Annotated in this window: 9 protein-coding genes and 1 pseudogene; 6 read left to right on the plus strand and 4 right to left on the minus strand. The window is 70.2% G+C overall.

Annotation, left to right across the window (positions count from 1 at the left end; genetic code table 11):
• Nucleotides 1–346, minus strand: a pseudogene (locus VFZ39_RS12985) (DUF222 domain-containing protein); the annotation flags it as partial.
• Between the two features lie 329 nt (nucleotides 347–675).
• On the opposite strand from VFZ39_RS12985, the gene VFZ39_RS12990 reads away from it, so the two are divergent.
• The 3 genes from VFZ39_RS12990 to VFZ39_RS13000 all read left to right on the plus strand — a co-directional run bounded on the left by VFZ39_RS12990 (nucleotide 676) and on the right by VFZ39_RS13000 (nucleotide 3,522).
• Nucleotides 676–1,626 carry a hypothetical protein gene (locus VFZ39_RS12990; protein WP_330866190.1) on the plus strand — a complete coding sequence of 317 codons (951 nt, stop codon included), beginning with the start codon at nucleotides 676–678 and terminating at the stop codon, nucleotides 1,624–1,626.
• A 176-nt stretch (nucleotides 1,627–1,802) separates the two neighbouring features.
• A complete protein-coding gene (locus VFZ39_RS12995) occupies nucleotides 1,803–3,083 on the plus strand; it encodes an aspartate aminotransferase family protein (RefSeq protein WP_330866191.1) in 1,281 nt (426 codons plus the stop codon).
• A 52-nt stretch (nucleotides 3,084–3,135) separates the two neighbouring features.
• Complete coding sequence (locus tag VFZ39_RS13000) at nucleotides 3,136–3,522, plus strand: VOC family protein (RefSeq protein WP_330866192.1); 387 nt, start codon at nucleotides 3,136–3,138, stop codon at nucleotides 3,520–3,522.
• 24 nt (nucleotides 3,523–3,546) lie between these two features.
• Here VFZ39_RS13000 and VFZ39_RS13005 read toward each other — a convergent pair whose 3' ends face one another.
• Nucleotides 3,547–4,350 (minus strand): helix-turn-helix transcriptional regulator, encoded by an 804-nt coding sequence (locus VFZ39_RS13005; RefSeq protein WP_330866193.1) that lies wholly within the window; start codon nucleotides 4,348–4,350, stop codon nucleotides 3,547–3,549.
• A 136-nt stretch (nucleotides 4,351–4,486) separates the two neighbouring features.
• Here VFZ39_RS13005 and VFZ39_RS13010 point away from each other — a divergent pair, with 136 nt between their 5' ends.
• From VFZ39_RS13010 to VFZ39_RS13020, 3 genes are read left to right on the plus strand one after another with little or no spacing between them, the layout of a single operon-like run.
• Nucleotides 4,487–4,900, plus strand: a complete 414-nt coding sequence (locus tag VFZ39_RS13010) for a nuclear transport factor 2 family protein (protein WP_330866194.1) — start codon at nucleotides 4,487–4,489, stop codon at nucleotides 4,898–4,900.
• A complete protein-coding gene (locus VFZ39_RS13015; protein WP_330866195.1) occupies nucleotides 4,897–6,042 on the plus strand; it encodes a saccharopine dehydrogenase family protein in 1,146 nt (381 codons plus the stop codon). The genes VFZ39_RS13010 and VFZ39_RS13015 overlap by 4 nt, the downstream gene beginning before the upstream one ends.
• Nucleotides 6,039–6,458 carry an SgcJ/EcaC family oxidoreductase gene (locus VFZ39_RS13020; protein WP_330866196.1) on the plus strand — a complete coding sequence of 140 codons (420 nt, stop codon included), beginning with the start codon at nucleotides 6,039–6,041 and terminating at the stop codon, nucleotides 6,456–6,458. The genes VFZ39_RS13015 and VFZ39_RS13020 overlap by 4 nt, the downstream gene beginning before the upstream one ends.
• Before the next feature lie 13 nt (nucleotides 6,459–6,471).
• Here VFZ39_RS13020 and VFZ39_RS13025 read toward each other — a convergent pair whose 3' ends face one another.
• Both VFZ39_RS13025 and VFZ39_RS13030 read right to left on the minus strand, forming a co-directional pair.
• Nucleotides 6,472–7,047, minus strand: a complete 576-nt coding sequence (locus tag VFZ39_RS13025) for a TetR/AcrR family transcriptional regulator (protein WP_330866197.1) — start codon at nucleotides 7,045–7,047, stop codon at nucleotides 6,472–6,474.
• On the minus strand, nucleotides 7,044–7,484 hold a 441-nt coding region (locus VFZ39_RS13030; protein ID WP_330866198.1), incomplete at its 5' end, for an SRPBCC family protein. The genes VFZ39_RS13030 and VFZ39_RS13025, both read right to left, overlap by 4 nt.

Raw genomic sequence — 7,484 nt, forward strand, 5'->3', positions numbered from 1 at the left:
GGACGATCACCGCGGCCTGGGCCGGGTTCACCGTGCCTTCCCGCATCCCGGCGGCCACCGCGTGCCACGTGTTCTCCAGGGCCCGGGCCAGGCGCAGGTCGCGGCGGCACTCGGGCCGGTCGAGGTGGGCGGCGTGGGCCAGCCAGGCCGCCTGGTCACGGGCACCGGTCTGCTCTGCCACCTCACCCGCGGCGACCAGCACCCGGAGCCGCAGCTCCTCCAACCGGCCCGCCAGCTCCGTCAACCGCACCAGCGCAGCCTGCTTGTCCGGGGTCGCCATGAACACCGGATCCACGCCGGCCACGCCCTTCAGGGCAGCCTCCACCGCCTCCGCGCACGCCAACACCGGATGCACCGAGTGACTGCCGGATACGCCGGGATGGTCCATGAGTGCTCCAGGCTCGAACGAACGATCGGTCCGTCCGGGGCTGTGCCGGCTCTCACCCGTGTCATCGAACCCAACGCGCCCACCGTCGGGGCGAACTGCCGCAGCGCCGACGGCGAGATTGCTGGGAACGGTCCAACGAACTGACGCTGCCCCTATTAGAACACATGTTCGAACACTGGTCAAGCACTGATCGCCTCCGCAGCAGTAGGTACCGACCACCGCAGTCCACCACGCAGTTGAGTACTTCGGCTCAGGTGCGTGCGTCGGAAGGCAGGCAGGTTGAGGGCATGAGAACAGTCGCCTCGCTGATCGTCATGGCCATCCTCACCGTCGCGCTCGTGGGTTGTGCCGATCCGAGCAGGGAGTCCGAGGCCGAGACGCTCCGAGACGATCTCGCCGATCTCGCCGGTGTGACCTCGGTGAGACTCGAGTACACCGTGCCGGTGGTTCTCGACTCCGGCAAGCTGGCCCTCGAGGTCGAGATGAACCCTGACGCGGCGACCGACCAGGTCGTTGCTGTGGTCGAGAAGGCGTATGACGCCTTCCGCACCACACACCACGGTGAAGAGGCCGACCTCTCCGTCACTGCCGGAAGGACCACCGTCGCGTTGCGCGCCTTCGAACCCGACGCCACGGTTGCCGCTGTCGGAGCGGCTACCAGCACCGGCCTCTCCGCCGTCCCTATGGACGGAGCGGTCGCCATCGACTTGACGACCCAAGATGTCCCCCAGGGGGACCACGTCGCGGGCACCTACGTCGTAGGGCTTCCGGGTGGATCGACGGCCGACGACGTGCCTACCCTTCTCCGATCCCTTGCCGCGGAGTACGACGAGGAGCCGGTGATCGGCTGGGGTGGCTCCGCCGCTGACGGCTCGTCCCTGAGCTACGACCTCGGCTTCCCACCGGAAGCGCTCGTCGCTCGGTGGACTCGGGTGCAGAGCGCGGGACTGCCGCTCACCGTGCGTGCCTTCGAGGACGGTTCCCTGTTCGCCGAAGGGCATCTGCCTTCGACGTACGACGTCGAGCGCAGGGTCGACAGGCGCGCGCTCGACCAGATCACCCGGCCGCAGCTACGCGCGTTGGGTGACGGTGAGTGGCTCTACGACCTCGTGGACGTCAAGGGCCACTACGTCGTCTCGATCGACCGCTACCTCTGTGAGCCGACGTCGGAGAGCAGCTACGACGACGCGCTCGAGGCCTGGGTCGTCGAGAAGCTCGGCAGCTGCACACCCCCCTGATCTCGCTGGCCTAGGCGACCCCGCCTCGATCCGGAAGACGACGAACTCGCCCGGCCTGACCGGGGCGACGCCGACCAGGACGATCACCCGCCCGGAATCGATGTCGACCTGGGTCATGGTCGAGCGGTCGCACCGGACGAAGTAGCCCTCGTCGGGTGGCGTCTAGGTTGAGGTTCATGACCGACGCCCTCGGCACAGCCCTGGACACCGCCGTCCAGCGCTTCGTCACGAGCAACCCTGTGAGCGCGAGACTCGCGCGCGAGGCAGCCGAGGTGATGCCCGGCGGCAACACCAGGTCGGTGCTGCACACGGAGCCGTTCGGCGTACGCATCGCGCACGCGGAGGGCGCCGTCCTCACCACCGTCGACGGCGCCCGGGTCGTGGACCTGCTCGGCGACTACTCTGCCGGTCTGGTGGGCCGTCGGCCCGAGGTGGCCGACGCGGTGCGCGACGTGCTCGACCGGGGGTGGTCGTACGGCGCCATGAGCGAGCCGGAGGCGGACCTCGCACGGGCACTGGTGGACCGGTTCCCCTCGGTCGACCAGGTCCGCTTCACCAACTCGGGCACTGAGGCCGACCTGATGGCGGTGCTCACCGCTCGCCACGTCACGGGTCGCGACCGCGTGGTCGTCTTCGAGGGCGCCTACCACGGCGGACCGATGACGTTCCTGCCCGGCAGCGCACCGTTGCGGGTGCCGTTCGACTTCACGGTGCTGCCCTACAACGACGTTGCGGCCGTCGAGGCGGAGTTCTCGGAGGCCGGGGAGAAGATCGCGTGCGTGCTCGTCGAGCCGATGCTCGGCGCGGGCGGCTGCATCCCGGCCTCGGCCGAGTTCCTCGCCGCGCTCCGCCGTCTCACACGCGACCACGGCGCGCTGCTCGTGCTCGACGAGGTGATGACCTCCCGGCTGGCCGTCGGCGGCGCCCAGGAGGCGTACGGCGTGCGCGCGGACCTGACCGTGCTCGGCAAGTACTTCGGCGGCGGACTGTCCTTCGGTGCCTTCGGCGGGTCACGCGAGCTGATGGCGGCCTACGACCCTGCCCGCGGGGGCCTCACCCACGGTGGCACCTTCAACAACAACGCCTTCACCATGGCCGTCGGCCCGGCTGTCACCAGGCTGCTCGACGCCGAGACGCTCGCGCTCCTCAACCGGCGCGGTGATCGCCTGCGCGAGAGGCTGGCTGAGGCCCTCGTCCCGATCGGATGGTGTGTCACGGGGATCGGCTCGATGATGACGATCCATCCGACCCCTGCACCCGTGACGCGGTGGTCGGACATCGCCGGGGTGGACGTCCGTCGCCGCCGGCTGCTCTTCCACGACCTGCTCGCGCGGGGCTACTACATTGCGGAGCGCGGCTACCTCGCGCTCAGCCTGAGCGTGACCGAGGATCACCTCGACGGGTTCGTCGGCGTGACCCAGGCCCTGGTGGGGGAGTACGCCGACCTGGCCACCTAGCGCGAGACCGACGGAACGGCAGCACACAACCGACGGAGAACGGAGCCCTGGCATGACCGTCACCCTCAACCACACCATCGTCCACGCCACCGACAAGCACGCCTCCGCCGCGTTCCTGGTCGAGATCCTGGGACTGGAGCAGCCGGCGTCGTACGGCCCGTTCGTCGTGGTGCAGGTCGGTGACACCTCGCTGGACTTCGCCGACGACCATGCCCCCGACGGATTCCAGCGGATGCACTACTGCTTCCTCGTCTCCGAGGATGAGTTCGACGCGATCTGGCAGCGGATCAGGGACCGCGGGCTCACGTTCTGGGCTGACCCATCCCACCGTCGTGAGGGAGAGATCAACCACAACGACGGTGGGCGCGGGCTCTACTGGGAGGACCCCGACCGCCACAACCTCGAGATCATCACGGTGCCGTACGGCGGCTGGGGCTGAGCCGACGGCGCACGGCCCCCGTGGTCAGGTCCTCGCGTCCGCCAGGGAGCGGAGGATGCGGGCCGTGGCGTCGTCGGCGGGGAAGAAGGTCTCGATCGCGATCTCGTCGAGCGTGACGTCGCGCGGTGAGCCGAAGACGGTGGCGGTGTAGAGCAGCGCCAGGTCGCCGTACGGTGTGGCCATCTGCAGCGGGACGACCAGATCGTGGCTCGTCGGTCCAGGCGGGTCCGGCGGATCGCTGTCGCCGTAGCTCTCGAGCTCGGCCAGCAGCTCGGCGAGTCCGCTCGCCGCAGTGCGCTCGAGCTGTCGGCGTACCCGACGCAGTGTGTGCGCACGCCACTGCTCGAGGTTGACGACCTGGGACGCCAGGCCGTCGGGGTGCAGCGTCGCGCGCAGCATGTTGAGCGGGGGACCCGCCAGCTCGTCGGGCAGGGCAGCGAGGAAGCCCCGCATCGGATCGTTGGCCTCCAGCAGGTCCCAGCACACGTTCACGGCGGCAGCCGGGTTGGGATCCAGCCCCATGAGCACCGCCTGCACAGCGGCTCTGGCGGCGCCGAGGTCGGCGAAGGGACGCTCGGGATGCACGGGTGCGAAACCGGCGGCGAGGTAGAGCCGGTTGCGCTCGCGCAGCGGCACGTCCAGCTCCTCGCAGATGCGCTCGATCATCTCCCGGCTGGGGTTCGATCTGCCGGTCTCGATGTAGCTCAGGTGTCGCGCCGACAGATCCGCGGCCAGGGAGACGTCCAGCTGGGAGCGACGACGCCGCTCCCTCCAGCGCTTGACCAGCATCCCGACCGTCTCCTCAGAGGCCGTGGCGATCGCAGTCATGCCGGCAACCATGTCGCCGGATCGACCTTCCGGCAATGACCTCGCACGTTATTGAGCCGCCGTCGAACCGACCCCACAGTGGTCCTCGCCGCGACAACCGCAGCGGCAACCTGACGTCACTACGAGGAGAATCGTCATGACCGAGAGCACCACCCACACCCCGACAGCGCCCGAGCGGGCCGCCGTCGAGCGGTACGTCGAGTTCTGGAACGCCGGTTCCGGTGACGAACAGCGACGGGCCGCCGAGGCAGCCTTCGTGGACGGGGTCGACTACCACGTTCCGCTGGGCGTGATGCGGGGAGCCGACGAGCTGATCGGCTTCCGGAACGAGTTCGCCCAGCGCATGCCCGGCTACCGCTTCCGCCCCCGTGTCGAGCCGGACGTCCACCACGACCGTGCCCGGCTGCAGTGGGAGCTGGTCGTCGACGGAGAGCCGTTCGCGGCCGGCACCGACGTGCTCGAGCTCGACGACACGGGTCGGATCGTCTCGATCACCGGATTCGTCGACCAGGCGCCCGAGGGGTTCGACCCGGACGCCCACCACCGATGAGCCAACCGCTGCCGACAGATGAGGAGACGCGGCGACCGGTGCCCGACCCGGGTCGGGTGCTGGTCGTCGGCGGGTACGGCGCAGTCGGTGTCGTGACGACCCGGGCGCTTGCCGCCGCGTACCCCGGCCGGGTCATCGTCGCCGGCCGCGACGGGAACAAGGCTAGGAGGGCGGCTGCCGGGATCGCTGGTGTGCATGCCGCTGCGCTCGACGTCACGGATCCGGCCGCTCTGGTCGACGTGATCGAGCGATACCGCGTCGCCGTCGTGGTGCTCGCGGTGGAGCCACCCGACTCGGAGGCAACCAGGCTGTGCTTGTCGCGCGGCGTCCACGTGGTCGACCTGTCCGCCAGCGCTGCGCTGCTGGAGCAGACCGAACAGCTGCGCGGCCTTGCCCACGAGCGAGGTGCGACGGCGCTGCTCAGCGTGGGACTCGCGCCGGGGCTCACCAATCTCCTGGCCCGGCGGGTGCACGACGAGCTCGGTGGCGACGCGGATCAGCTCGACATCACCGTGCTGATCGGCTCCGGGGAGCGACATGGCGCGGATGGGATCCGGTGGACCGTCAGACAGCTGGCTGCGCCTCGGAGCCGGATCGACGCGGAGCCTCGATGGGTGGAGCTACCAGGCTACGGAAGGCGACGGGCGCACCCGTTCCCGTTCTCGGACCAGCACACCCTGCGTCGCACCCTGTCCGTCGCCCACGTGGCGACGACGCTCTGTTTCGACTCCCGGGCGGCGACTGCGCTGCTGTTCGGCGTACGTCGCACCGGTCTGTTCCGTGCCGTGCGCGGGGATCGTGGGATCGAGCTCCTCACCAAGATCCTCAGGGGGATTCACGTCGGGAGCGACGGCTTCGCGGTCAGAGTCGACGGCAGGCGCGGCAGCCTGGAGCGGTGGCAGGCCGTGACGGGTTCACAGCAGAGCCGCGTCACCGGGCTCGTCGCTGCCCAGGTCACCGGGGCGATTCTCGGGGGACGCGTCCCGACGGGCGTGCACCACATCGACGAGATCGACGACTTCGTGCACCTGCCGGAACGGCTCGCCGGTGACGGCCTGCGGGTCTGGCGAGCTGCCCGTCCGCACGGCAGGGAGAGGGACTTGACCTCGAGTGCGCTTGAAGGGGCAGGGTCAGAGTCATGACAACAACACACGGAGCGCCGTCCGACACGGACGTGCAGGCCATCACCGGCGTGGTTGCCACGCTGCAGCACGCGCAGCAGAACGAGTCGGTGGACGAGTTCGTGAGCCTGTTCCGCGAGGACGCGATCTGGACGACCGGCGGCGGCCGGTTCCTCGACGGCCGCGCCCAGATCGAGGCCTTCACCCGGACCGTGCTGCCCGGGGCGATGGCCGAGTCCACCCAGACCTACGAGGTCGTGCACGTGGTGTTCATCCGCCCCGACGTCGCCGCGGTCAAGGTCCGTCAGCGCTACACCACAGTGGACGGGGTCCCGATCGAGGGTGCAGCCGAGGGCAGTCCGACGTACGTGATGGCGAAGGAGGATGGCCGCTGGTTGCTGGTGGTCGCTCAGAACACGCTGGTCGCCGACGGCTGAGTCGCACCGGTCGTCACTCGCGAGGCAGGACCCCGCCCTGCTCCGCGGACAGCAGCAGCAGCCGGTGGAGCAGGTCTGCAGCGTGAGTCACCTCCTCGCGCTCCCCACTGATGAGCAGGTCGAGCAGGAGACCCCGCGCTGCGCCGAGCGCGACGCGCGCGTGGGCCGCGGCCTGGTCCTCAGGGATCCCGATCGCCCGGCACAGGTCGGCGACCGACGGGAGCCACGCGGCGATCAGCTCCTCCCGCAGCGCCGCGGCGTGCGGTTTCCCCTGGGCGGCGTGGGCCGCGAGCTCGAAGAACAGCGGGCCGTAGCGCAGCGTCGCCTCGACCGTCGCCTCCCAGTACATCGCAGCGGCCTCGAGCGGCGGCAGGTCCTCGGCGTACGTCGCCGTCATCATCGTCCGCTGTCGGGTCTCCACGGCGCGCGTGACCTCGGCGAGCAGGCCCTCGCGGGACCCGAAGTGGTAGATCAGCATCCGGTGGCTGGAGCCGACCGCTTCGGCGATGCCGCGCAGGCTGGTGTCGCCGATGCCGTGTCGGCCGAGGTGGTCGATGACGGCGTCGAGCAGCCGCTCGCGCGGCGTCACGCAGCCGGGGGTGCGCCAGTGACGCGGGCATCGAGGCTCGCGGCCTCGAGCTCGACGTACCGCTGCGTGAGCCCGCGCCACATCATCGCGGCCACGCCGGCCATCGGGCCGGTCTGCTCGATGCTCAGCCTGACCGTGCAGCCGCCAGCGTCCGGGTCGACCTCGTGCCGGCCGATCGTGCGCAGCCCGGGACCCGTGGCCTCCCACGTGAAGCTGCGGCCCGCCACGAGCTCGGTCACCTCCCACTGCGCGCGTGGCAGCTTCGGCTGCCGGACCTCGGCTCGCGACCCCACCCGCAGCGGCCCGGAGTCGAGCCGCTCGACGCTGTCGATCGTCGGCGTCCACTCCGGCCAGCGGGCCACGTCGGAGAGCACCCCCCAGACCGAGTCAGCGGGTGCGTCGATGTGTCGAGTGGTCTCGAACAGGTGTCGGCTCAT

The organism is Nocardioides sp. (assembly GCF_036374615.1).
GTDB lineage: Bacteria > Actinomycetota > Actinomycetes > Propionibacteriales > Nocardioidaceae > Nocardioides.

Excerpts from the sequence above, each read along its gene's own strand:
- VFZ39_RS12995 (WP_330866191.1), top strand. The coding sequence starts at position 1,803 with ATGACCGACGCCCTCGGCACAGCCCTGGACACCGCCGTCCAGCGCTTC.
- VFZ39_RS13000 (WP_330866192.1), top strand. The coding sequence starts at position 3,136 with ATGACCGTCACCCTCAACCACACCATCGTCCACGCCACCGACAAGCAC.
- VFZ39_RS13020 (WP_330866196.1), top strand. The coding sequence starts at position 6,039 with ATGACAACAACACACGGAGCGCCGTCCGACACGGACGTGCAGGCCATC.
- VFZ39_RS13005 (WP_330866193.1), bottom strand. The coding sequence starts at position 4,350 with ATGACTGCGATCGCCACGGCCTCTGAGGAGACGGTCGGGATGCTGGTC.
- VFZ39_RS13015 (WP_330866195.1), top strand. The coding sequence starts at position 4,897 with ATGAGCCAACCGCTGCCGACAGATGAGGAGACGCGGCGACCGGTGCCC.
- VFZ39_RS12990 (WP_330866190.1), top strand. The coding sequence starts at position 676 with ATGAGAACAGTCGCCTCGCTGATCGTCATGGCCATCCTCACCGTCGCG.
- VFZ39_RS13010 (WP_330866194.1), top strand. The coding sequence starts at position 4,487 with ATGACCGAGAGCACCACCCACACCCCGACAGCGCCCGAGCGGGCCGCC.